Below are 22,541 nucleotides of genomic sequence, written 5' to 3'. Positions count from 1 at the left end.
TTTTGCCAGAACACACGGCTGAAAATCAGAATTCCGGAAAAATTTTCAAGGTTTTTGACCGCCCGAAATTGGCTAAATGCCGCTCATTCCCAAGTCTTTTTTTCCTTACCTTGCGGCCCAAACTCATCTAAGCACCGTATGGAGAAAAAAATCCGCCGGGAAGACGCCCTCGAATACCACGCGAAGGGGCGTCCGGGTAAAATTGAAGTCATTCCTACCAAAGAAACCAATACGCAGCGCGACCTGACGCTGGCCTACTCGCCGGGGGTTGCCGAACCCTGTCTGGAAATTGCGGCCAACGTCGAGGACGTTTATAAATACACCGCCAAAGGCAACCTCGTCGCCGTTATTTCGAACGGTACGGCCGTCCTCGGGCTGGGCGACATCGGCCCGGAAGCCGGTAAGCCGGTCATGGAAGGCAAAGGACTGCTGTTCAAGATTTACGCCGATATCGATGTATTTGATATTGAACTGAATACCAAAAATGTCGATGAATTTGTCCGGACCGTCAAGATTCTGGAACCGACCTTCGGCGGCGTCAACCTCGAAGACATCAAAGCGCCGGAATGCTTCGAAATCGAAGAACGGCTGAAGAAAGAACTGAATATTCCCGTCATGCACGACGACCAGCACGGTACGGCCATTATCTCCGCCGCCGCCCTGCTGAACGCGCTCGAACTGGTCGGGAAAAATATCGCAGACGTCAAGATCGTCGTCAACGGGGCGGGTGCCTCGGCGATTTCCTGCACGAAGCTGTACGTCTCCCTCGGTGCCTCGGTCGAAAACGTGGTGATGTGCGACTCCAAAGGCGTCATCCGCGCCAGCCGGACGGACCTCGACGAGCGTAAAGCCCTTTTTGCCACCTCCCGCGACCTGAACACGCTGGAAGAAGCCCTCGTCGGGGCCGATGTCTTTATCGGCCTTTCGAAAGGAAACGTGGTTAGTCAGGACATGGTCCGCTCGATGGCCGACCACGCGATTGTGTTTGCGATGGCCAACCCGACGCCGGAAATCTCGTACCCCGAGGCCGTGGCCGCCCGCGAGGATATCATCATGGCTACGGGCCGTTCGGACTACCCGAACCAGGTGAACAACGTGCTGGGCTTCCCCTTCATTTTCCGGGGAGCGCTGGACGTGCGGGCCACCGAAATCAACGAAGCCATGAAGCTGGCGGCGGTGCACGCTCTGGCCGATCTGGCGAAGAAACCTGTTCCCGACATTGTCAATCTGGCCTACGGCGAGGCGAACCTGATGTTTGGTCGCAACTACATCATTCCCAAGCCCGTAGACCCGCGTCTGCTGGTGACGGTCGCTCCGGCGGTGGCAAAAGCCGCCATGGATTCCGGGGTCGCCAAACAGCCGATTACCGACTGGGAAGCCTACGAACTGCAACTGGCCCGCCGACTGGGCCAGGACAACCAGATTTCGCGGGTGATTCTGAACAAGGCCAAATCCAGCCCGAAGCGCGTGGTTTTTGCCGACGCCGAAAACCTGAAAGTGCTGAAAGCTGCCCAGCAGGTCCGCGACGAAGGCATTGCCTTCCCGATCCTGCTCGGCGAACAGGCCAAGATTCAGGCCATCATCCGGGACGCGAAACTGGACCTGGGCGATATTCCCATCCTGGACCCGCGCTCGCCGGAACAGTCGGGGCTGGTGGATCGCTTTGCGGAGCTGTTTTACGGCAAACGCAAGCGCAAAGGCGTGAACGCGACCGAAGCCCGCAAGCTGATGTACTACCGGAATTACTTCGGGGCGATGATGGTGGAAACGGGCGAAGCCGACGCCCTCATTTCGGGCCTGACCCGCAGCTATCCGGATACGATCCGCCCGGCGCTGCAGATCATCGGGAAAGAGCCCGGTGTCAAAAAAGTGGCCGGGATGTACATCCTGCTGACCAAACGCGGCCCGCTGTTCTTCTCGGACACGACGGTCAACTTCAACCCGACAGCCGAGGAAATCGTCGAGATCACGGAGATCACGGCCCGGGCGGTCGAGCGGTTCAACATCAAACCCCGGATTGCGCTGGTGACGTACTCAAACTTCGGCAGTGCCAAGGGCGAAGACGGCGAGAAGATGAACCGCGCCGTCGAGATTCTCCAGCAGAAACACCCGGATATGATCGTGGACGGCGAAATTCAGGCCCACCTGGCGTTCAACACCGAACTGCTGCGGCAGAACCACCCGTTCAGCAAACTCGTGGACGAAGGCGCCAACACGCTGATTTTCCCGAACCTGTCGGCCTCCAACATCGCCTACAACCTGATGTCCGAAGCCGCCGGGTTTGACGCCATCGGCCCGATCCTGCTCGGCCTCCGCAAACCCGTTCACGTACTCCAGCTCGGCTCCTCCGAACGCGAAATCGTCAACATGGTAGCCATCGCCGTCGTCGAAGCACAAGGGAAATAATTAAGAGTTAAGAGTTAAGAATTAAGAGTTAAAAGTTAAAAGTAAGCTCCGCTTGAACAGATTTCCTGCTTAAGCGGAGCTTACTTTTAACTTTTAACTCTTAATTCTTAACTCTAAATGCCTTTTGGCTAACTTTCTCATATGTAAGTGACCCTTATTGGGAGGCTTTTTGTAATTTGGACTTTTGCGTTCATTTACTCATGACTCCATTCCCATCCGGAGACTTACTTGACAATCTCCCCCTTGACCAACAGGCGCTGTATTTCCGGCAGCTTCTGCAGACTACGCCCTGCGCCGTCATTGCTTACTCCAGTGTTCGGGATCAAAACGGAGAAATCACCGATTTTGAGACTGTTTTTTTCAATCAGGCGTATCAGGACCTGACCACGGTGAGTGCGGAAGACAACCACCGGCTGAGCCTGCGCACGCGCTTTCCGGATGAAACGTTTCCCGGCCTTTTCAGGAAATACAAAGAGCTGGTCGATTCCGGAATAGACACGCGGGAGGAACGTTACTACCACCATCTGGACAGATGGTTTGATGTTTCGTGCTCGAAGTTCAAAGACGGTTTTCTGCTCGTTTCGTACGACATCACCTCCCGCAAAATCGCTCAGATACAGGCCCAGCAGCAGGCCGACCTGCTCGACGGCGTGCTGAAAAACTCCCTCCACAGCCTTTCGGCCTTTGACGCCATCCGGGATGAAAGCGGCGCTATCGTCGATTTCCGGATTACGCTCACCAACCCCGCCACGCTGGCCCTGTTCCCGGAATCCCGTTGGCCGGGCATGACGGAAGAGAAAATGAAAAGTCTCACCCACCTGCAACTAATGCCGCACACGCGGGAAAACGGGATTTTTCAGCAGATGATCGAGGTGGTGGAGAGCGGCACTTCAACCCGTTTCTCCAAAGATTATCCTGAATACGGCATGTCGCTGGAATACAGCGCCAACAAGTTCGGCGACGGCCTGATCATCGGCATCATCGACATTACGGCCCTGCGCCGGTACCAGTTCCAGCTCGAAGCGACCAACGCGGCGCTCCGGCAGTCCAACGAAAGCCTGCAGCAGTTTGCGTATGTGGCGTCCCACGATTTGCAGGAACCGCTGCGGAAAATTCAGGCGTTCGGCGATATTCTGGCCAATCGCTACGGTCCGGAGCTGAACGCGGACGGGCAGGACGTCATCCGCCGCATGCAGTCGGCCGCCGAGCGCATGACGGTGCTGATTCAGGATTTGCTGGCTTACTCCCGGGTGACGCTCATTCAGCGCACCCTCGCCCCGGTTGACCTCAACACCCTCGTTCAGGAAGTGCTGACTGACCTGGATTTCATGATTCGGGAAAAGAACGCCCGCGTAGACGTTGCCGCTTTGCCGACCCTGCCCGGCGACCGGATGCAGTTCCGACAGCTTTTCCAGAACCTGATTTCCAACGCGTTGAAGTTTGTCAGGCCCGGTGTTCTGCCGGTGGTGACCCTTACGACCGAGGAGCGGGTGAGCTTCCGGCAGGAGCCGAGGCTGCCCAAATCCGGCCAGCTTTTTTACAAAATCAGCATCACCGACAACGGCATCGGCATTGATGAACAGTACCTCGAACGGATTTTCCAGCTCTTTCAGCGCCTGCACGGGCGGCAGGAATACAGCGGCACCGGCATCGGACTGGCCATCTGCCGGAAAGTCGTGGAAAACCACCACGGCTTCCTCTGGGTAACGAGCCAGAAAGGCGAAGGCTCGACGTTCTGCGTCTGCCTGCCGGCCAGTGGGAGTTAAAAATTAAAAGTTAAAAGTAAAGGCTCCGCCGAGTCAGAGACCTGAATCAGCCGAGCTTACCACAACGGCGGACCACTTTTTAACTTTTAACTTTTAACTTTTAATTTTCAACCATACGTCTCCTGCCATTCTTTGCGCATGCGCTGGTAGTCCGGGTCTTCGCGGGCCTGAAGGTACTTTTCGCGGAAGATGGCGGCGCTTTCGGCCTTGACCGGGTCGGCGTCCAGGGGTAGTGTTTCGCGGCCGTGGGCTCCGCTGCGGCCTTTCTGGTCGTCCGGAACGGGGCCGTCGTATTTCTGTCCCGTTCGGTGGTTGGCGTAGCGGCGGGAGCGCGTCACGCCCATCTGGAGGAACTTACGGGCCATGTCCATCCCGACAAAATCGCCTTTGGCTTTATAGTCCAGAAACAGCTGGTAGATCTTTTCGGAGGACTCCCGGGCGATTTCGGGCGTTTTGAACCGCCAGAACGGCAGGATTTCCGACTTGTAAGGCTGGATCAGCAACACGCCCTGCTCCCCCTTGCCAACCCGGTACAGTTCGGGGTGGCGGCGCAGGTCCAGCTTGCGGTAGTCAAGCGAATAGTCAAACGGTTCGCGGGGCATAACGTTACTTTTTTTTCAGAAACTGTCCGTTCGGGGCGATGGTTTTCGGGCCGATGCGGGTCTCGCCGGGAAGATTCGCGGAAAAATGCGTTCTTGCGCGGAAGCGCGGCAGCACCGGCCGAACGTTCACCGTAAATTTTAGCCCATGTACAAGTTCATTGCCTTCGACTTCGATGGCACGCTGGCTGATTCAAAAGAGGTTTTTGCCAGAGCCTACAACCAGGTGGCCGAGAAGCACCGTTTCCGGAAAATTGACGCCGACAACGTGGAGGAACTGCGCAAACTACCCATCCGGCAGCGCTTTGATTTTCTGAAAATCCCGTTTTACAAGATTCCGTTTATTGCCCCGCAGTTTCTGGCGGCCTACCGCGCCATGCTGCCGAACGTTACCCTGATTCACGGCATCCGCGAGCTGCTGGAAAGCCTGACGGCGGAAGGGTACCGGCTGGCGATCATTTCGTCCAATTCCGAGCCGATCATCCGGGATTTTCTGCGCACCCACGGCATCGACTCCATTCAGGACATTTATTGCTCCCAGAATATTTTTGGAAAAGACCGCGTGATCCGGAAGTTCATGAACCACCACGGCCTTAAACCGTCCGAACTGCTTTACGTCGGCGACGAACAGCGCGACATTGTCGCCTGCCACCGGAATACGGTAGCCGTGGTCTGGGTCAGCTGGGGCTACGACCGGAAGGACAGCCTCGGACCGGAAATGCCGCAGGCGCTGGTCGATTCCCCCGCCGAACTGCTGCAATTCCTGCGGAAATAAGCCCCCCGGCAACGCCCGCTTCTGCCTTCCGGACCGGCAAAGAGGCTAACCTCCTGACCGTTAAATTTTTATTTGACCGACCGCTTGCTTTTTCAAATCCCTTTATTCTACATTTGTAGAAACACACCTACAGATATAGAATGAAACTTTCACCGGCGGAAGAGACCCTGATGCAGCACCTCTGGAGTCGCGAGCGCGCCTTCATGAAAGACCTGCTGGATGCCTACGACGACCCGAAACCGGCGGCTACGACCGTGGCTACCCTGCTCAAGCGCATGCTCGACAAGGGCGTGATCGGCTACCGCGAATACGGCAACTCCCGAGAATATTACCCGCTCATTACCCGGCAAGCCTATTTTTCCCGGCACGTCAACCACCTGATCCGCAACTTCTTCGGCAACTCGGCGGCGCAGTTTGCTTCGTTCTTTGCCACCGAAACCGACCTGTCGGCCAGCGAACTGGAAGAGTTGAAGCAAGTCATTGAGGACGAACTGAAACGGAAAAAACCATGATTCTCTACCTGCTCTCCTCCTCGCTTTGCCTGCTGGCGGCGTTCGGATTTTACAAAGGCTGGCTGGAAAACGAACGGATGCCCCGGTTCAAACGCGCGTATCTGCTCGGAAGTCTGTTTTTTTCGCTGCTGGCCCCGGTCTTGCCTCTCGATTTTTCGCTCCATCCCGAACAGGCGTCCACGCTGGTCGGCCGGGGAATTACGGGTCTGCAAACCCTGACCGAACTTCCGGCGAAGTCCGCATCCCCCGCTCCGGACGGGGTTGAAGTTCCCTTTTGGTGGTGGCTGTACGGCTCAGTGACGGCGGTAATGCTGCTGCGCTTCGGCCGGAATCTTTACCTGCTGGGCCGACAGATTGCGACAAATCCCCGGCAGGCGTACGGCAGGGCCACCCTGGTTCTGCTGCCGGAAGCCACGTTGCCGTACACGTTTCTTCATTACCTGTTCGTGTCGGAAACCGCTTACCGCCGGGGCGAAATTGAGCCCGAACTGTTTACGCACGAACTGGCCCACGTCCGGCAGCGGCATTCCCTGGACGTGCTTCTGATCGAATTCCTGCGGTGCCTGGCCCCCTTCCATCCGGTGCTCGGGTGGATGAAACAGGCCATGCAGCTGAACCACGAATTTCTGGCGGACGAAGCCGTGAACAAGACGCATGGCGCCCGTACGCAGTACCAGCAACTGCTCCTCAGCAAGCTGACCCTCACTCCGGGGATGGCCCTGAGCAGCACCTTTTCTTTTGGAACAACCAAACAGCGTTTTCTGATGATGACCAAAACCACTTCCCGCCCCAAGGCCGGACTCCTTTCGACCGCCGCCGCCTTTCTTTTTGGCGGCATGCTCCTCCTGCTGGGTATCCGCACCGCCGCTCAGACACCCCAGACTCCGCCGCGGGTAAAGGCGGTGCAGCCCCGGCCCTCCTCCGAAACGGATGTCCAGAAAATGGAACGCCTGTACGGCGACAAGCTGGTAGCCCTGCCGGGCGTGAATGTGGAGAGAAAGAAGTTTTCGGAACTGTCCGCGCAGGAGAAACCGTGGGTGCGGTTGATACCGCCGCTGCCGCGCCAGCGCCCGACCGAAGCCCAGCTCAGCGACTGGAAAAACAGCCGGAAGTTCGGTCTGTGGATCGACGGGAAGCGCGTGCCCAACAGCCGCCTCAACGATTTCCGCCCGGCCGATTTTGATAACTATTCGGTCAGTAAATTGGAAAAGAATGCAATCAACTACGGAAAGCATTATTTTCAGGTTGATTTAATGACACAGGCGGCTTACACAGCTTACCGCAAAGAACGAGAGCAGTCTCCGTTCCTGGTGCTTGTGCCGCCTACCAAAACCCGCTGACGCAACCCCATGTGCTACCACGCCTCCCTTTCCGCCGATGCTCCACAGCTGGAAAAGCGCTACGACGCCGCGTTTCCGCAGAAGGACAAATACCGACCCAGCTTCCACGCCAACGCCTTCGAGTTTCCGGCCTGGCCGGTGGTGACGCGGCAGGAACCGGGCAAACTCCAGTTGTTTTCCTGGGGCCTGATTCCGCGCTGGGCGAAAGCCGGAGACAACATCGACGAGCTGCGCGCCCGGACCCTGAACGCCAAATCCGAGACGCTTTTCGAGAAACCGTCGTTTCGGCAATCGATCTCGTCCGGGCGGCGCTGCCTCATTCCGCTGACGGGCTTTTACGAGTGGCATACGCTGAAAAGCAAAAAATACCCGTTTTACATCACCTCCACCGAGCAGCCCATTGTCTCCGTGGCGGGCATCTGGGACGAATGGACGGACACCAGCACGGGCGAGATCATTCCGACCTTCAGCCTGCTGACGACCGAAGCCAACCCGCTGCTGGCGCGCATTCACAACACCAAACAGCGCATGCCCGCCCTGCTCACGCCCGAAGCCGAACACGCCTGGCTGCACGACGAGCTGACGCCGGAAGACGTGCAGCAGTTGACCCACACGCTTTACCCGGCCGAACGGCTGCACAGCTATTCCATCAGCAAACGGATTACTTCGCGGAGCGAATCCAGCGACGTCCCGGAAGTAATGGAGCCAGCTTCCTACCCCGAACTGGCCGGCGAACCGGACCTTTTTCGCTGACCCGCTGGCAAAAAGAAAATTGCCGCCTGAACCCGGTAATGACCGTTTGCCCTTTGTCAAAACCTTTTCCATGTTTTAACAGTCATTGGTTGAGGACATCCGCGTACTTTTGATGCGTTTTTCTTAACCACTCATGAGAAATCTCTTCTTACTGCTATCCCTTTGCTCCCTGTCTGCTTACGCCCAGTTTCCGATGGGCGGTCCCCCGTCCGGCAATCGCCCCCCGGCGGCCATTCCCGGAACGGCCAACGATAACGCCCCGCGGGGCAACGGCAAGATCACCGGAACGCTCGTCGATTCGACCAGCAGCAAGCCGGTAGAATTTGCGACCGTCGCCCTGATCGATCCGAAAACCAAAAAGCCCATCGACGGAACGACGACCGACGACAAGGGCCGGTTCACCCTTTCCAAACTGGCCAACGGCGAGTACCGGGTTCAGTTTACGTTCATCGGCTACCGGGTCAAAGAGGTTGGGCCGGTGACGATTCAGCGCGGTGCCGACATCAATCTGGGCAACGTAACCATCTCGCCGGACATCCGGACGCTGCAGGAAGTGACCGTTACGGGTCAGGCGGCGATGGTGGAGGAGAAAGTCGACCGGATCGTTTACAATGCCGAAAAAGACATCACCAACCGGGGCGGCGACGCTACCGACGTGATGCGCAAAGTGCCGATGCTCTCGGTGGACCTCGACGGGAACGTCAGCCTCCGGGGCAGCCAGAACGTGCTGGTGCTGATCAACAACAAACCCTCGACCATCGTCGCCTCGTCCGTCGCCGACGCCCTGAAGCAGATTCCGGCGGACATGATCAAGTCGGTAGAGGTCATCACCTCGCCTTCGGCCAAATACGACGCAGAAGGTTCGGCGGGCATCATCAACATCATCACGAAGAAAAACACCCTCCAGGGCGCGACGCTCAACGTGGACGCCGGGGTGGGCAACCGCGGCGCGAACCTCGGCCTGAACGGCAGTCTGCGGACGGGCAAGATGGGCTTTAACCTCGGCGGTTTCGGGCGGGCCAACTACAACGTGCGGGGCGCTTTCGAAAACGAGCAGCGCACCCAGCAGCGCGGCATACCGACCACAACCCTGCAAACCTCCAACACGCTCAACCGGGGCCTATTTGGCCAGTACAACCTGAGCTGGGACTACGATATTTCCAAAAACAGCGCCCTGACGGCCAGCCTGCGGTTCGGTCTGCGCAACGGCAATACGTTTCAGGATAACCTGCTGACGCGGACGTTTACCAACAACGCGTTGTCGTTTGTCGGCTCGCGGGACGTGAACATCGACGACTTTTCGCGGACCGTAGATGCCAACGTGAGTTACACCCGTACCTACAAGCCCCAGCAGGAGTTTACGGCCTCGGGTCAGTACAGTCGCAACAACCGGACGAACAACTTCATTGCCGACATCCTGAACGGAACCGATTACGAAACGATCACGTCCCGGCAGAAAAACGACAACCGGAGCTACAACCAGGAGACCACCATCCAGCTGGATTACCAGACGCCGATCAAAAGCAACCAGCAGCTGGAATACGGGGCGAAAGGCATTTTCCGTCAGGTTCAGAGCAATTTCAAATACCTTTTCACCAACGGCAACAACGACAATTTCCAGGAAGACCAGCGCCGCCCGGCCAACGTGCTCGACTACGACCAGAACATCACGTCGGCGTACGCTTCCTACACCTACAGCACCAAAAACAAGTACACCGTCAAGGCGGGAGCCCGTTACGAGTACACGTTCATCAACGCCGCGTTCCAGCGCGAGGTGGGCGGGGCACCGCTCGACATTCCGGATTACGGCAATCTGGTCCCCAGCATCAACATTTCCAAAACGCTGAAGAAGGGCAAAACGCTGAAACTGGCATATAACCGCCGTTTGCAGCGCCCGGGCATTCAGTTTCTGAACCCGAACGTCAACGCGGCCAACTCGCTGAACATCACCGAAGGAAACCCGCTGCTGCGCCCCGAACTGACGGACAACTTCGAATTCAGCACCAGCGGCTCGATCAAGGCGTTTTACGTCAATGCGACGCTCTTTGCCCGCCTGACCAGCAACTCCATCACCAGCGTGCGGGACACGATCACGCAGTCGGCCGGTAACGTGGCCAACCCGGTGCTGCAGCAGGCCATCCGGACGACCTACCTCAACATCGGGCAGGAAAACGCCTACGGGGCCAACATTTTTGCCAACGCAACGCTGTTCTCCAAGTGGCAGATCGGCGGCGGCTTCGACGTCTACAACGCCTTCCTGACCAACAACAGCCCGAACCCGATTTACCGGGCGTCCAACTCCGGCTGGGTGGTTTCGGGTCGCCTGTTCACCAACCTGACCGTCAAGAACGGCTGGGGCGTTTCGGGCTTCGTCTTCGCCCGCGGTCGGCAGGTGCAGTTGCAGGGCGAACAGGGCGGATTTGCCTTCTATAGCTTCGGCGTTAAAAAAGATTTCAACAACAAGCGGGGCAGCTTCGGGCTGGCCGGGGAGAACTTCCTGAACAACCCGTTCCGCGTGCGTTCCGAGTTCACCTCGCCGATTTTGTCCCAGAACAGCGTCACGAGTCTCTACAACGCCGGCGTCCGGTTCAACTTCAGCTACCGGTTCGGCAAGATGAGCTTCGACCAGCCGCGTCGGCGCCGCTCGGTTACCAACGACGACGTGAAGGACGGCGAAGGCGGCGGAGATGGCGGCGGCCAGCAGCAGCAGGCTCCGGCCCAGGGACGCCCCCGCAACTAACCGTTCCCGATTTTGCCATTCAGGTGCCGACGCTCTGCGGAGACGTCGGCACTTTTTTTATGGCCTACCTTTCTGACTACCAGAACTCGCCGGATGAATGTCTGATAAAACAGTCATTTATTCTCCCAAAATGCCTTTTCTGGAATCATATTTGCTCGTTTTTCACCGACTCTACGATGAAAAACGACCCGATAAAACCCCGTCGGCCTCTGCCGAACAGACTGGCCTTTGTGCCGGCTCCCGCCTATCCAGCGCCCACCTACCCGGCTCCTTCCCTGCCCCGGACACAGCGGGAACTTCTGCCCGACGTATCGACCCATTATACGGCTTATTTCGTCCTTTGTCTGGTACCGCTTGCCCTGCTGGTTGCGTACCTGAACCGGTACGGGGTCAGCAACATCCCGCAGCTGGATGATTACGAAGTGACCATCAACTTTATTCAGGATTTTCGGGCTGCTCCGGGGTTTGGCGACAAGCTGGGTGTGCTGTGGCAGTCCCTGTTCATCACCGAGCACCGGATGCCGCTCCCCAAGCTTATTTTCTGGCTATCAGCCGAATATGGCGGCGAACTCAACTACGAAACGCTGGCGTGGGCCGGTAATCTGACGGCTCTGACGGGGATTCTGGCGCTGCTCTCGGTTATTTTTCGGAAGAGCACCCACGGCTCGCCGCTGGCTTTTCTGCCGGTGCCGTTTCTGGCCGTTTCGGTCCAGTACTACGAACTCTTTACCTGGCCGACCTGCTCGTTCTTTTACCTCTTCACGACCTTCTTTGTCATCGGAGCCATTGCCGCCACCGCCTGGTCGGAACAGCGGCCCGGACTTTTTGTCCTGGGCCTGCTGAGTGCCTTTCTGGCGGCGGCCTCGTACAGCAACGGCCTGTTTGTTTTTCCCTGTCTGGCAATGGTGCTGATTCTGCAAAAGCGCTTCCGGAATCTGGCGCCGGTGCTGCTGCTGGCCCTGCCGCTTTTTGTGCTTTATTTCTGGAATTATACCTCCACCATCAGTACCCGTTTTCACGGCAACACCATTCCGAGTCTGCTGACGCTGGCCGGGACATACATCATGCCGATCAGCCAGCTTCGGCCGTGGCTGTCGCCGCTGGTGCCGGCGGCGGGTTTGCTGCTGCTGACCGGAATCGCCGCTTTCGCCCTGAACGACCTGCGCGGCTGGGTGCGGAGCTTACAATCCCGGAAAAACGCCCGGCAACTCCGCCCTTCCCCGGAGCAGACAATCGTCCTGACGGCGATGGCCTTTCTGACCATTACGCTGGTGGCGCTGGCCGTCAAACGGAGTACGGATACGATGGATGCCATGCTTTGCAGCCGATACCGCTATCTGAGTACGCTGCTGGCTGCCCTCTGTTACCTGCGCGTCATGCAGGCGTTGCAACCGAAAGGTGGCCTGGCGGTCTGGGCCTTCCCGGCCGGGATGATTCCGCTGTCGCTGGCCCTGTTCGGCTTTGCGTTTCCGGTCAATCACAGTTCGGTCATGAATGCCGGGGAACCGTTCAAGGTGGCCTCGACAAACTACCTGATTCATAAGGACTGGTGCCTGTACCAGCGTCAGGAAGGATTCTGGCGGACTTTCATCAACCAGGCGACGGCCGATCTGGAAGCCGATCGGCTCTGGACCCGTCCGGAGTTCTTTTCGGACCATGTGGCCGAAGCCCTCACCGACGAGGTCAGCCAGCCTGTCCGTCTGACCCTGAGCCATCCGGAGCCGGGAGCGGTCAGCCTGAAAAACGAGGACTGGCAATCGGCGCTGCTGACCGATGAAGAAACAGGGACCTGCCTGGTGCTTCAGAACGAGGCGGGACGGAATTATACCCTGGCTATCCAGCGGCAGCCTTCCCTCGGACTGCGTCAGATTTTCAAACCGAACACCTGGGTGAGCCGGGGCTTTGTTTCGCTGGTCCGGTCGGGCATCTACCCGGCAGGACGTTACCGGGTTTTTCTGTACGAAATGAGAAATGGGATGGGCATCCTGGTTCCCACGGACGCCCATCTGACGCTGTAGCCGCTACAGCATGGCAGCGCCGAAAACCCCGGCGCTGTCGCCGAGCTTCGGCCGCAGAATGTGGGTATCCACGACACCGTTGTTGAAGATGTATTTCTTGATCCGCTCGACGCCTTCCGTATACAGCAGGTCCACGTTGCCCACGCCGCCGCCGAGCACGATGGCGTCGGGGTCCAGCACGTTGATCAGGGTAGAGATCGACCGGCCAAAATACTCCAGCATCCGTTCAACGGTAGCCGTGGCATGCGGGTCGATCCCGGCTTTGTGCCGATCCACGATTTCTTTCAGTTTGCGGTCTTCGCCACTTTGTTCGCGGTAAAATTTCTGCAGCGCCGGACCGGACAGCACCTGTTCGTTGCAGCCTTTCTTGCCGCAATAGCAGTCGTAGCCGCCCTCTTCGAGGATGTTGTGGCCCCACTCGCCGCCGATGCCCTGCAGGCCGTTCTGGACAAACGGCTGGCCGTCTGCCCCCCGGAAGATGAGTCCGCCGCCGACGCCGGTGCCCATGATAACGCCGAACACGCAGCGGTAATCGGGCACCACTTCGGGCACCGCCCCGAGCGTGGCCTCCGCCAGCGCGAAACAGTTAGCGTCATTGGCCAGCGCGACGGGCACGCCCAGCGCTTTTTCGAGGTCCTGCGGCAGCGGCATTCCGTTCAGACAGGTCGTGTTGCTGCCTTTCATGGTTTTCAGGCGCGGGTCGAACGTGCCCGGGGTACCAAAACCGATGCGCTCAGGCACGAGGCCCGTTTCTTCCTTCATCTGGTTCACGAGCCGGACAATCTGGTCGATGATGTGCTGATAGCCTTTAGGCGCTTCGGTGTCGAGGCGCCGACGCACCAGCACTGCATCCGGAGAGGGCGCCGACAGGACGGCTCCTTCAATTTTTGTTCCGCCGAGGTCAATCCCCCAATAGGTTCTCATGGAAAAGTGGTGTTAAGTTTTGGGTTTCCGGGTGCAATAATCCGGCTTCCAATGTAAATTGCCCATCTTTTGGCCGATATTCTTCAAAAAAACATCGGGATTATTTCAAACCAAATTAACCCATGGCACTACAACCCGGCGACAAAGCTCCCGCTTTTACCCTGTTCAACACCGACAAAAAAGAAGTCTCGCTGGACGATTTCAAAGGTCGCAACCTGGTCATTTTATTCTTCCCCATGGCCTTTACGAGTGTCTGCACGACGGAACTCTGCGAGATGCGCGACAATCTTCACGTTTACCAGAATCTGAACGCCGACGTGGTCGCGATTTCGGTGGATTCGCCCTTTACGCTGGACCGCTTCCGGCAGGAGCAGAACCTGCCCTTCGACCTGCTTTCTGATTTCAATAAGGAAGCTTCGTCGGCCTACGGCTCGCTGTACGAAAATTTCGTCTTCAACATGAAGGGCGTCAGCAAACGGTCGGCGTTTGTGGTGGACAAGGAAGGCGTCATCCGCCACGCGGAAGTCCTCGAAAACGCCGGACAAGTGCCGAGCTTCGACGCCATTCAGACCGCTTTGCAAACGCTAAAATGAATAGCGAATAGTGAATTGCGAATAGTGAATAAGCTCCGCCAATCCTTACTTCTGCGAAGCTTATTCACTATTCGCAATTCACTATTCGCTATTTGCAATTCATCTCATGACCTGGTATTCCCATTTTTTCAACGGTTTGGTGCAGAAGGCATGGAAACTGGCGCAGAGCGAGGAGCAGACGGCGCACGAGGTTGATTTTCTGTACGAAATGCTGGAGCTACAGCCCGGTCGGCGCGTGCTGGACGTGTTCTGCGGCTATGGCCGCCATGCCTTGGAACTGGCCCGGCTGGGCTGCGACGTGACGGGGGTGGACATTTCGGCCGAGTCCATCGACGAACTGCGCGCGACGGCCGGACAGGAAAACCTGATTCTGGAGGCGCGCTGCGGCGATTTTCTGACGGTTCCCCTGCCGGGCAGCTTCGACGCGGCCTATTGTGTCGGCAACAGTTTCAGCTTTTTTCCGCATGCCGATATGCTGGCTTTTCTACGGAGGATTGCCGGGCAGTTGCAGCCCGGAGGTCGTTTCGTGGCCGAAACCGGCATGCTCGCCGAAAGTGTCCTGCCCGATTTTCAGGAGCGAAGCTGGATGAAGATTGAGGACATTACGTTTCTGATGGAAAACGAATATGACGTGCGGGAAAGCTGCGTGCTGTCGCACCTGACGTACCTGCACGAGGGACAAACCGAGCAAAGGCTGGCCCGCCATTACCTGTACACCTTTGCCGAACTCAGCCGCCTTTTCGAAGAAGCCGGGCTGCGCATCACGGAAGCGTGGTCTTCTCTGGACGGCAGTGAATACGTGCTGGGCGACGACTTACTCCTGTTAATTGCCGAAAAACCAGACTGAATTTGCCGGACACAGAACTGTACCAACTGGTTACATGTCAGTATGTTAATGTTTAATTATTAGGCAGGAAAAAGCGGGTTTTCTGGAAAAATAGTCGTCTACATATAAAATTTCTAAGAAAAATAGCATAAAAGTTAGAATAATAAAACTGATTTCCGTAGTTTAACGGCGTATTTAACACTGTTAACTTGCTGCCTAACCGAAATGGAAACGCTTGAGCGTAAACAACGTAGCCGGGAGCATACCCGGGAAGGGATTCTTTTCACTGCCAAAGAAATCGCGCGACGTGAGGGATGGCAGTCCGTTTCCATCCGAAAGATTGCGGATGCGATCGAGTACAGTGCGCCGGTAGTTTACGAGTACTTTGACAGTAAAGACGTGCTGCTGAACGAGATCCGAAACGAAGGGTTTCGGTTTCTGCGGGCCGAATACGAACGGATCAAGAATCTGTATCGTGACCCCGAAAAGCGGCTGTTCGAGATTTCGCTCATTCAGTGGAATTTCGCCCGCGAACAGCCCGAAGTGTACCAGGTCATGTACAACCTCAACGGAGCCTACTGCAACATTCCGGTCTGCGAATCCGGGGAGATGGAGGCGGTCAGCGACATTGTCCGGGCAATTATCTTCTCTTTCATTCCCAAATCCAAAGAAAGCATCCAGAAGCTCTTTTTTGAATGGTGGGCAACCTCACATGGCATTATCTCCCTGGGCATGCTGATGCAGGGTGCCCAATCGATCGACCTGTCGGAGCAGATCTACCGGGAAACCATGCGCCGGTTTGTTCGCAATCTGCGCTGAAAACGCATGGAGAGCAGTCTGGCTGACAAGTCTGGAAGGTGCTTCCGTCCGGGTTGCCCTTCCCGGTGGTTATCATCGCTGATTGGGCTCAGCCTGCTCGTCCTCGTTTCCTGCCGTACGGCCGCTCCTACGGAAGTGCTGCCTCCTGACTTTTACCAAATTCAGCACCCCGGCGCACACGGGCTGCCCAAAGGCACGCTCTATGTGCAGGACCAGGGCGACAGCATCCGGTTTTTCGTCCCGGGCACGGACCGGCAATACCTTCTGGACGCATCCCGAACGACGCCCCTGCTGTTTTTCCGCACGCAGGTGGACGTTGACGTTTTTACCATTCCCTTCAAAGTCCGCCCGGCTCTGGGCGGTGTACCGCCGCAGTTAAATTCGAATTTCAACGCGGCCCTGTATCTGGGACGACGCACCGACATTTACAGTTACCGCACCAAAACCATCGCGGCCGGCCTCGAAACGCGCCAGCTCCGCTCCCGGGGGCTTGGGTACGGCCTATTTGGCGGCATCGGCTCCTCCACCATCAACGAGCTGGTCACCGGCGGACGGGTGCCGTTTGAGTACGAAGGAATTATTCTGGATATCGGCGTCGCGGCGATTTACGACGCCCGGATTTTTAACGTCGGGCTTGCCGCCGGGGCGGATAACCTGATGGACAGCAACCGCCGCTACTGGATTTATCACCGCCGCCCCTGGTTCGGTGTCCTCTTTGGTTTGAATCTGAATTAATTCCGGCTGGCAATGATCTGCAATTCGTACGCCACCGGTGCGAAGGGCGGAACGACGTAGGCCCCGCTGGTGCGGTCGGAAGTGCCCTGGGTTCCGTAGGCGGACCCGGACGGAATCAGCACCAGCGCCCGGTCGCCAACCCGCAAGCGCCGCGCCGCGGAGTCCAGACCGGCAATCAGTTCGCCGCCGCCAATCCGGACCGTGATGGAGTCCCGCCGGTCGAACGGGGTGGTGGATCTCAGGGTTCGGCCCGAGAGCGAAAGCGTCACCCGCTGGCTGGCGGTGATGGCCGGCCCGGTGCCGGTGGTCGTTCGGTAAATAACGATGCCGTTGGTGGTCTGGAAAGTAGGCGCCGAAGACAGGCTGGTGGCCTGGGCGTATTCGAGAATCTGGGTTCCCTCGTCGCGCAGGCGCAGGAGAGTCAGGTCGAACGCCACGGCACTGTAGGGCGGCACCGGCGATACCGGCGAACCCGCCTCTCCGGTTCCCGTATTCGGCCGACCGCCGTAGGCAAGGTTGTTGGGCATAAAAAACAGGCCGCGCTGCCCGACTCTGAGCAGGCTCAGGCTTTCCTCCAGTCCCGGAATCATCACATTGGCCCCGTACGGCAGACGCACCGGCTTGGCCATCGAACTGGTGTCGGCCACCCGCAGACGCCCGTTATCAAGCCAGTAGAGCCGGTACGAAAACTCCGCCTCCTCGCCCGCCCTGGGCGTTACCGTCGAGCTGCCCGGTGCCGACAGCACGTAGGTGAGCCCCGAACTCGTGGTCTGGATATTGGCCACCAGTCCGCTGGCAATCAGGTAATCGTTAATTTCCTGCGCATTTCGGGCAGCCTGCCCTTCCGAGGGGTCTTCAAAATTACTCCGGCAGGCCGCAAAGGCACTCGCCAGCACAGCAATCCAGACAAAAACAGCGAAGCGGTTCTTCATACACTACCAACGTTCAGAATCACAAAATTGGCACCTTTTTCCCTCAAAACGCCGAAAGTTCTCCGAATTGTTGCGCAAAAGCCCCAGTCGATCTGTATAACTACAGGAATTTTTTGTATAATTGCAGGACGGTTTTACTGAAAACGCAGTAAACAGGCAATGGAACGACTTCTTCACTACTTTGAAACCATCCCTTCGTCTCACCGCAGTCTGATTCTGGTGGGTGGTATCACGTTCTTCTGGCTGATCGAAAGTGCCGTGCCCCTGTTCCGCTTCGATTACCGGAAGTGGCAGCATGCCGGTATCAACCTCTTTTTTACCCTGACGACCATCGTGGTCAATTTTGTGCTCGCGTTCATCCTGCTCAAAACGAGCGACTGGGTGGTAGCCGAGCAGGTGGGCCTTCTGCAATGGGCTTCGCTGCCGCTATGGGCCGAAATTGTGATTGGGCTGCTGCTGCTTGATCTGATCGGTGCCTGGTTCATTCACTGGCTTGAGCACCGGGTGAAGTGGATGTGGCAGTTCCACCTCATTCACCATACCGATACGTACGTGGACACGACCACGGCCAACCGCCACCATCCCGGCGAAAGCGTGTTCCGGTTCGTGTTCACGACGCTGGCCGTGCTCGTCATCGGCGCGCCCATCGGGATCGTGATGCTGTACCAGTCCATGTCGGTGGTGCTTTCCCAGTTCAACCACGCCAACCTTGAACTTCCCCGCTGGCTGGATCGGGTGCTGAGCTGGTTCATCGTGACGCCCAATATGCACCACGTCCACCACCACTATCAATTACCCGCAACCAATACCAACTACGGCAATATTTTTCCGTTCTGGGACCGTCTTTTCGGGACGTATCACGAAATGTCCGGCCGCGAGCTGGTGTATGGCGTCGATACGCACCCCGAACCGCACGAACATTCGCGCATCGGTGGTCTGCTCAAAATACCGTTTCAGGCCTACCGGCCACCGGTTTCCCGTCCCGAAGCCGACAAGCAACCGGCCAGAACAACGGCCGAGGGCCTCGAAACGCCGGTCATCAGTCCTTTACCCGAACCCTGAATTGACTATATCCTAAACCTTGCCGAAGCCGAACCCATGATGGGTTCGGCTTTTTTGTTTATTCGTCGCCTGCCTCTTCCACTTCTTCACCTTCCTTGGCGGCTTCATCGCCTTTTATTACCCCTTTCCCTCCGGCTTCCGGTAGTTTTACGACCATAATCTGACAACAAATTCAATGAACGCAAAACCTTCTCTACCTGCAATGCTGCTGCTTTCCGGTGTGGCGGCTTTCGCGCAGAAAGAAAAAGAACAAAAGGAGCTGTTTGCGCCTGCCCCGCCCGCCCCAAGGCCTACGGTCGAACAACTGTACCAGCAGGGAGTCCGTTTCAACAGCCCGGTCTGGCAGTCTGACGCAGCCGAAAACCTCAGCCAAACCGAAAAACTGTTTCGGGCCGGTCAGGAAATCACGCAGGTCAACGGGGAGGATGTACATGCCTATACGAGGCGGGTGATTCGGCCTTATCTGACCAGTTCGACGGAACAGAACCGGCTTATGAAGCAGTATTCTTCCCATTTTCTGGTTCTCAAAAAAGGGAGCGAGATAGCGCTTACTCTGGTGGGCCCGCGCCAGCAGCCGTTTACCCGGAAAGTCACCTGCAACCAGTCGTATCTGGACGCCTTGCTGAACTCCCGGGAGTTTACACACTACGAGCGACCCGACGGCATTGCTTACGTATCCCTGGATTACTTCGACCACCCGAGCATCGTCGCCAAATTCGACTCCATTTATCCGCAACTGAAAAAAGCGAAAGCGCTGGTGCTCGACCTGCGGCGCAACGGTGGTGGCAACAGCAGCATGGGCTGGCAGGTTATGGCCCGCCTGACCAACCGCGATTTTCCGATGGTCAAATGGGAAACCCGCACCTACCGCCCTACCGAACGCGCCTGGGGCAACGCCCAGAGCTGGTACGGCGATCAGTACACCTACCGCGTCAACATGACTGATACGACGGACTACTTCCACGGCCCGATGGTGGTGCCGACCAGCCCTGAAACCAACTCGGCTGCCGAAGATTTTCTGTCGATTTTCACTCCGGCCAGGCGGGGTCTTCTGATTGGCAAACCCTCGGCGGGCAGCACCGGACAGCCACTGATTACGCCACTGCCGGGGCAGGGCCTTCTGGTGGTATGCACCAAACGGGACCGGCGCTACGACGGTATGGACTGGGTCGGCAAAGGTTTTCAGCCGGACGTTCCGGTTAGTCAGACCCTGGTAGATTTCTACAAAGGCCGGGACACCGTTCTGGAAAAAGCCTTCGTAACCCTGAAGAACCCGATTAAACCCATTCGATAATTCTCATCCCATAGGCCAACGCCTCTGACAGGGCGTCAACGGTGCCGCTTTGCCTACCATCTTTACCAACAACTGCTAATGAAAAAGCTACTGTACTGCCTGCCTCTGCTCGTGATAGCACTGCCGAGCCTTGCCCAAACGCTCACCCAAACCATGAAAGGCCGCGTGGTTGACGCCCAGTCCGGGGCAGGCCTGCCCGGCGCGACCGTCCTGCTGGCTCAGACTACGCCGCTGAAAGGCACCACAACGGACACGGAGGGAAACTTTAACCTCACCAACGTTGCGGTAGGCCGCCAGTCGCTGCAGATTTCGTTTATGGGATACCGCACCCAGACCATTCCCAACGTGCTGGTTACGTCCGGTAAAGAAGTGGTTCTAACCATTAGTTTGCAGGAAGATGTCCTGATTGGGCAGGAGGTAACGGTCAAAGTAAAACGCGACCAGTCGTTGCTGAACAACGAATTCGGCACGCTGAGCGCCCGGACTTTTGACGTGGAGCAGACTCGCCGCTTTGCCGGGGGGCGTAACGATCCGGCCCGCATGGCCGCCAACTTCGCCGGCGTGGTTGGCAACAACGACTCCCGCAACGACATCGTCATCCGGGGCAACTCGCCGCTGGGACTGCTCTGGCGGCTCGAAGGCGTGGACATGCCGAACCCTAACCACTACGGCCCGCTGGGTGGGACGGGCGGCCCGGTTACCATTCTGAACAACAATACCCTGGCGAAATCGGATTTTTTCACCGGCGCGTTTCCGGCTCAATACGGCAATGGCATCAGCGGTGTGTTTGATTTGCAGCTGCGCAACGGCAATTCCACCAGACGGGAATACACGGGCCAAATCGGCTTCAACGGCTTCGAGGCGGGCCTGGAAGGGCCGTTCGTACCGGGCAAACGGGCTACTTTTCTGATCCACTACCGTTATTCGGTCCTGTCGGTGGTGAAGAAACTGGGGGTCAACTTCGGCACCGGGTCCGCGGTGCCGAACTTTCACGACCTCACTTTCAAAATTGACGTTCCGACCCATCGCCCCGGCAGCCGCTTTACCCTCTTTGGCATCGGCGGCCAGAGCAACATCAACTTCATCGCCGACCCGAAGGATACCACAAATTTCTACAACAACGGGACAACCAACGACTACAACAAAGCGAGCGTTGGGATCGTAGGCAGTTCATACACTCATTTTGTCAACGACCGCACGTCCCTGAAACTAACGCTGGCAGCCTCGGGAAACACCTTCCGGGTAATCGACGATACGCTGAACACCGAATTTGTGGCGCATCCGTTCTACCGCGACCATTCGAGCCAGAGCCGCCTGAGTGCCATCGTACAATACAACCAGAAGTTCAACGCCCGGCATACCGTAGCGGCGGGGTTATCCCTCCACCAATTATTTTTCAATTTTGCCGACAGCGTGTTCTACCAGCGCCGTGTCTGGAAACCCATCTACTCGGCCCACGAAACGGCCGGACTGGCGCAGGCGTTTGTGCAGTGGCAGTTTCGCCCGACCAACCGGCTGACGCTGAACACGGGTCTGCACGGCGACTTCTTCACGCTGAACGGCACGGCTGCGCTGGAACCCCGGCTGGGACTGCGCTATGAGGTAGCGCCCCGCCAGACGCTTTCGTTCCACACGGGCCTGAACAGCCAGTTGCAGCCGCTTCAGCTTTATTTCAAGCAGACGCGGATCTCCGATACCCGCCTCATCGAAACCAACCGGAAGCTCTCGTTTACGCGCAGCTTTCAGACGGTAGCGGGCTACGAAACGACAATTGGGGACAATATTCGCCTTAAGGCAGAGTCGTATTTCCAGTACCTCTACAACGTTCCTGTAGAACAGCGACCGTCCTGGCAATCGGGTCTTAATTTCGGCGCCGGGCTGAACAACGTGGTTACCGATAGTCTGACCAATGCGGGCCTCGGGCGGAATTACGGACTCGAATTGACCGCTGAACGGACATTCTCGGACGGCTATTACTTCCTGGCAACGGCATCGCTTTACGAAGCGAAGTACCGGGGCAGCGACAAAGTCTGGCGCAACACGGCTTTCAACGGGCGCTACGCCGCCAATTTTCTACTGGGTCGCGAGTTTCGCCTGAGCGAACGCAATACGCTCTCCCTCGACACCCGGATTTCGCTGGCGGGCGGACGCCGCTATACGCCGATTGACCTGGCTGCCTCGGCACGAAAAAACGAAACGGTTTACCTTGACAACCAGGCCTTTTCGCAGAAATACAGAGACTATTTCCGCACGGATGTCAAAATCACGTATCGCCACAATGGCCGCCGCCTAACGCAGGAGTGGCTCCTTGATTTACAGAACGTGACCGGCGCAAAAAACATCTACACCCAAAGTTATGACACCCGGAGCCACCGCATCCGGACGATGTACCAGCTCGGCTTTTTTCCGAACGTCAACTACAGGATTGAATTCTAAGTCTGGTAAAA

General features: G+C 57.3%; 18 protein-coding genes. 15 read left to right on the top strand and 3 right to left on the bottom strand.

What is annotated here, in order from left to right:
• Positions 1 to 138 precede the first annotated feature (138 nt).
• Positions 139 to 2,406 carry an NADP-dependent malic enzyme gene (locus ORG26_RS20525; protein ID WP_266365147.1) on the top strand — a complete coding sequence of 756 codons (2,268 nt, stop codon included), beginning with the start codon at positions 139 to 141 and terminating at the stop codon, positions 2,404 to 2,406.
• 200 nt (positions 2,407 to 2,606) lie between these two features.
• A complete protein-coding gene (locus ORG26_RS20520; protein WP_266365146.1) occupies positions 2,607 to 4,172 on the top strand; it encodes a sensor histidine kinase in 1,566 nt (521 codons plus the stop codon).
• 107 nt (positions 4,173 to 4,279) lie between these two features.
• Here the strand turns inward: ORG26_RS20520 and ORG26_RS20515 are convergent, their stop codons facing one another.
• The gene (locus ORG26_RS20515; protein ID WP_266365145.1) at positions 4,280 to 4,774 is read right to left on the bottom strand and encodes a DUF4385 domain-containing protein; all 495 of its coding nucleotides are present in this window, start codon (positions 4,772 to 4,774) and stop codon (positions 4,280 to 4,282) included.
• A gap of 145 nt (positions 4,775 to 4,919) precedes the next feature.
• On the opposite strand from ORG26_RS20515, the gene ORG26_RS20510 reads away from it, so the two are divergent.
• The 6 genes from ORG26_RS20510 (at position 4,920) to ORG26_RS20485 (ending at position 12,909) form a co-directional block, all read left to right on the top strand.
• On the top strand, positions 4,920 to 5,546 hold the full coding sequence (locus ORG26_RS20510; RefSeq protein ID WP_266365144.1) for an HAD hydrolase-like protein: 627 nt from the start codon (positions 4,920 to 4,922) through the stop codon (positions 5,544 to 5,546).
• A 140-nt stretch (positions 5,547 to 5,686) separates the two neighbouring features.
• Positions 5,687 to 6,058, top strand: a complete 372-nt coding sequence (locus ORG26_RS20505; protein WP_266365143.1) for a BlaI/MecI/CopY family transcriptional regulator — start codon at positions 5,687 to 5,689, stop codon at positions 6,056 to 6,058.
• Positions 6,055 to 7,398, top strand: coding sequence for a M56 family metallopeptidase (locus tag ORG26_RS20500; RefSeq protein ID WP_266365141.1), 1,344 nt, complete (start codon positions 6,055 to 6,057; stop codon positions 7,396 to 7,398). The genes ORG26_RS20505 and ORG26_RS20500 overlap by 4 nt, the downstream gene beginning before the upstream one ends.
• 9 nt (positions 7,399 to 7,407) lie before the next feature.
• Positions 7,408 to 8,151, top strand: a complete 744-nt coding sequence (locus ORG26_RS20495) for an SOS response-associated peptidase (RefSeq protein ID WP_266365139.1) — start codon at positions 7,408 to 7,410, stop codon at positions 8,149 to 8,151.
• A 133-nt stretch (positions 8,152 to 8,284) separates the two neighbouring features.
• A complete protein-coding gene (locus tag ORG26_RS20490) occupies positions 8,285 to 10,891 on the top strand; it encodes a TonB-dependent receptor (RefSeq protein ID WP_266365137.1) in 2,607 nt (868 codons plus the stop codon).
• 176 nt (positions 10,892 to 11,067) lie between these two features.
• On the top strand, positions 11,068 to 12,909 hold the full coding sequence (locus ORG26_RS20485; RefSeq protein WP_266365135.1) for a hypothetical protein: 1,842 nt from the start codon (positions 11,068 to 11,070) through the stop codon (positions 12,907 to 12,909).
• 3 nt (positions 12,910 to 12,912) lie between these two features.
• On the opposite strand, the gene ORG26_RS20480 is transcribed toward ORG26_RS20485, so the two are convergent.
• Positions 12,913 to 13,833, bottom strand: a complete 921-nt coding sequence (locus tag ORG26_RS20480; protein WP_266365133.1) for an ROK family protein — start codon at positions 13,831 to 13,833, stop codon at positions 12,913 to 12,915.
• 122 nt (positions 13,834 to 13,955) lie between these two features.
• On the opposite strand from ORG26_RS20480, the gene ORG26_RS20475 reads away from it, so the two are divergent.
• The 4 genes from ORG26_RS20475 to ORG26_RS20460 all read left to right on the top strand — a co-directional run bounded on the left by ORG26_RS20475 (position 13,956) and on the right by ORG26_RS20460 (position 16,806).
• Entirely contained in the window at positions 13,956 to 14,426 is a 471-nt protein-coding gene (locus ORG26_RS20475) for a redoxin domain-containing protein (protein WP_266365131.1), read from the top strand.
• Positions 14,427 to 14,532: 106 nt separating this feature from the next.
• Positions 14,533 to 15,273: a class I SAM-dependent methyltransferase gene (locus ORG26_RS20470; RefSeq protein ID WP_266365129.1), complete on the top strand. Its 741-nt coding sequence runs from the start codon at positions 14,533 to 14,535 to the stop codon at positions 15,271 to 15,273.
• Positions 15,274 to 15,477: 204 nt separating this feature from the next.
• A complete protein-coding gene (locus tag ORG26_RS20465; RefSeq protein ID WP_266365128.1) occupies positions 15,478 to 16,071 on the top strand; it encodes a TetR/AcrR family transcriptional regulator in 594 nt (197 codons plus the stop codon).
• A gap of 135 nt (positions 16,072 to 16,206) precedes the next feature.
• Positions 16,207 to 16,806, top strand: a complete 600-nt coding sequence (locus ORG26_RS20460; RefSeq protein ID WP_266365126.1) for a hypothetical protein — start codon at positions 16,207 to 16,209, stop codon at positions 16,804 to 16,806.
• Here ORG26_RS20460 and ORG26_RS20455 read toward each other — a convergent pair.
• Positions 16,803 to 17,738, bottom strand: coding sequence for an FKBP-type peptidyl-prolyl cis-trans isomerase (locus ORG26_RS20455; protein WP_266365124.1), 936 nt, complete (start codon positions 17,736 to 17,738; stop codon positions 16,803 to 16,805). The genes ORG26_RS20460 and ORG26_RS20455 overlap by 4 nt on opposite strands.
• Positions 17,739 to 17,897: 159 nt before the next feature.
• Here ORG26_RS20455 and ORG26_RS20450 point away from each other — a divergent pair, with 159 nt between their 5' ends.
• The 3 genes from ORG26_RS20450 (at position 17,898) to ORG26_RS20440 (ending at position 22,530) form a co-directional block, all read left to right on the top strand.
• Positions 17,898 to 18,800 carry a sterol desaturase family protein gene (locus ORG26_RS20450; protein ID WP_266365122.1) on the top strand — a complete coding sequence of 301 codons (903 nt, stop codon included), beginning with the start codon at positions 17,898 to 17,900 and terminating at the stop codon, positions 18,798 to 18,800.
• A gap of 202 nt (positions 18,801 to 19,002) precedes the next feature.
• Entirely contained in the window at positions 19,003 to 20,094 is a 1,092-nt protein-coding gene (locus tag ORG26_RS20445; protein WP_266365120.1) for a S41 family peptidase, read from the top strand.
• A gap of 78 nt (positions 20,095 to 20,172) precedes the next feature.
• Positions 20,173 to 22,530, top strand: coding sequence for a TonB-dependent receptor (locus ORG26_RS20440; protein WP_266365119.1), 2,358 nt, complete (start codon positions 20,173 to 20,175; stop codon positions 22,528 to 22,530).
• Positions 22,531 to 22,541 lie beyond the last annotated feature (11 nt).

The sequence above is a fragment of the Tellurirhabdus rosea genome (genome assembly GCF_026278345.1).
GTDB classification, from domain to species: Bacteria; Bacteroidota; Bacteroidia; order Cytophagales; family Spirosomataceae; genus Tellurirhabdus; species Tellurirhabdus rosea.
Note: the sequence above shows the minus strand (reverse complement) of the source record. Positions and strands in the feature narration are given on the sequence as shown.

Coding starts and splice junctions, on each gene's coding strand:
- ORG26_RS20465 (WP_266365128.1), top strand. CDS start 15,478: ATGGAAACGCTTGAGCGTAAACAACGTAGCCGGGAGCATACCCGGGAA.
- ORG26_RS20485 (WP_266365135.1), top strand. CDS start 11,068: ATGAAAAACGACCCGATAAAACCCCGTCGGCCTCTGCCGAACAGACTG.
- ORG26_RS20500 (WP_266365141.1), top strand. CDS start 6,055: ATGATTCTCTACCTGCTCTCCTCCTCGCTTTGCCTGCTGGCGGCGTTC.
- ORG26_RS20475 (WP_266365131.1), top strand. CDS start 13,956: ATGGCACTACAACCCGGCGACAAAGCTCCCGCTTTTACCCTGTTCAAC.
- ORG26_RS20450 (WP_266365122.1), top strand. CDS start 17,898: ATGGAACGACTTCTTCACTACTTTGAAACCATCCCTTCGTCTCACCGC.
- ORG26_RS20445 (WP_266365120.1), top strand. CDS start 19,003: ATGCTGCTGCTTTCCGGTGTGGCGGCTTTCGCGCAGAAAGAAAAAGAA.
- ORG26_RS20470 (WP_266365129.1), top strand. CDS start 14,533: ATGACCTGGTATTCCCATTTTTTCAACGGTTTGGTGCAGAAGGCATGG.
- ORG26_RS20490 (WP_266365137.1), top strand. CDS start 8,285: ATGAGAAATCTCTTCTTACTGCTATCCCTTTGCTCCCTGTCTGCTTAC.
- ORG26_RS20510 (WP_266365144.1), top strand. CDS start 4,920: ATGTACAAGTTCATTGCCTTCGACTTCGATGGCACGCTGGCTGATTCA.
- ORG26_RS20515 (WP_266365145.1), bottom strand. CDS start 4,774: ATGCCCCGCGAACCGTTTGACTATTCGCTTGACTACCGCAAGCTGGAC.
- ORG26_RS20525 (WP_266365147.1), top strand. CDS start 139: ATGGAGAAAAAAATCCGCCGGGAAGACGCCCTCGAATACCACGCGAAG.
- ORG26_RS20505 (WP_266365143.1), top strand. CDS start 5,687: ATGAAACTTTCACCGGCGGAAGAGACCCTGATGCAGCACCTCTGGAGT.
- ORG26_RS20440 (WP_266365119.1), top strand. CDS start 20,173: ATGAAAAAGCTACTGTACTGCCTGCCTCTGCTCGTGATAGCACTGCCG.
- ORG26_RS20455 (WP_266365124.1), bottom strand. CDS start 17,738: ATGAAGAACCGCTTCGCTGTTTTTGTCTGGATTGCTGTGCTGGCGAGT.
- ORG26_RS20480 (WP_266365133.1), bottom strand. CDS start 13,833: ATGAGAACCTATTGGGGGATTGACCTCGGCGGAACAAAAATTGAAGGA.
- ORG26_RS20520 (WP_266365146.1), top strand. CDS start 2,607: ATGACTCCATTCCCATCCGGAGACTTACTTGACAATCTCCCCCTTGAC.
- ORG26_RS20495 (WP_266365139.1), top strand. CDS start 7,408: ATGTGCTACCACGCCTCCCTTTCCGCCGATGCTCCACAGCTGGAAAAG.